The following is a 1,121-nucleotide window of genomic DNA, read 5'->3' as shown; positions in this document are numbered from 1 at the left end:
TCAACAAATTGGGAAGCATTAGCCACTGGGGGCTCGACTGGAAAAAAGCGATTCCGGAAATAAAGAGTTTTAGATCTCCTGACAGTTTAGGATTACCGGCAAAACTGATGGATTGGACCATTAATGATGTGGCGAAAACCATCACAGCGAGCCAGGCGGCCTGTAAAAAGGTGGTTATCAAAAATATTTACAAAAGGTTTCCGGAAAAAGAAAACCAAGATAAATGCAAGGAATATGTCACGCAACTCAAAACCCAGGCTTTTCTAGACAATCCTTTACTGCACAGACTTGTCAGAAAAGAATTCCATAGAGGTCATTCTTGGGTTAAAAATCAAATAGTTTATCAGCAAGTTGGTTACAAATGCCAGAGAATTTCGCGAAACACTTACCAACTAGAATTAGCTGGACTAAACAGGGGCAAAAGGAACAAGATAGTTGTCAAGTCTAACCGAAATATAAAAGGACAGATTAGGTTAATTTACAATCAAATCCTACAAAGATTTGAGATTCACTTTTTGGTAGACCATGGAACCGTAGAAATTCCACCCGAACGTCAAAGTGTCGGAGTGGACAAGGGGTATACGGAGGCTTTCTATGACTCAAAGGGTCAGGCTCACGGAGAAGGACTTGGAAAAGTAATCACAAAAAAATCGGATCGTATATGTGCTAAAAACCGTAATAGAGGAAAACTTTGGGCACTTCACAGAAAGTTAGAAAAACTAGATCCAGCTAAGTCAGCACGAATACTCAAAAATAATCTGACCAGAAAAACAGAAAATCGTCGTTACAGACGGAATCAATCAGAATTAACGGCCATAATAGGAGCAGCTTCTAAATCTCTCTTTAACGGGGAGTCATTAAAAGTATTTGCAGAAGATTTAACACAACCAATTAAAAACAAACGTCAGTCTAAGGCGGTATCCCGCAAGCTAAATAGTTGGATAAAAGGAGTAATGCGGGACTCTTTGCAGAAATGGGCTAATTGGACTGGCTCGGTTGTCACAGAAATTCAGCCTGCAACACGACCCCATCAAATCCGGTAAAATTGTCCCCAGTCCTTTTCCCTAATAGGGTTCCATTTCTGGAGTCAATTTGCGACGTGTAACTAGGCTGAATTTCTG

General features: G+C 40.4%; 1 protein-coding gene and 1 pseudogene. One reads left to right on the top strand and one right to left on the bottom strand.

Annotation, left to right across the window (positions count from 1 at the left end):
* Positions 1-1,043 (top strand): transposase (locus F6K53_RS44570; RefSeq protein ID WP_366511457.1); only part of this gene is annotated, 1,043 nt, incomplete at its 5' end.
* Here the strand turns inward: F6K53_RS44570 and F6K53_RS44565 are convergent.
* Positions 1,009-1,121: pseudogene (locus F6K53_RS44565) on the bottom strand (transposase); the annotation flags it as partial. The gene F6K53_RS44570 and the pseudogene F6K53_RS44565 overlap by 35 nt on opposite strands.

Origin of the sequence: Moorena sp. SIO4A1 (assembly GCF_010672065.1) — a bacterium.
Lineage (GTDB): Bacteria > Cyanobacteriota > Cyanobacteriia > Cyanobacteriales > Coleofasciculaceae > Moorena.
This window is presented reverse-complemented; position numbering and strand designations above follow the sequence as displayed.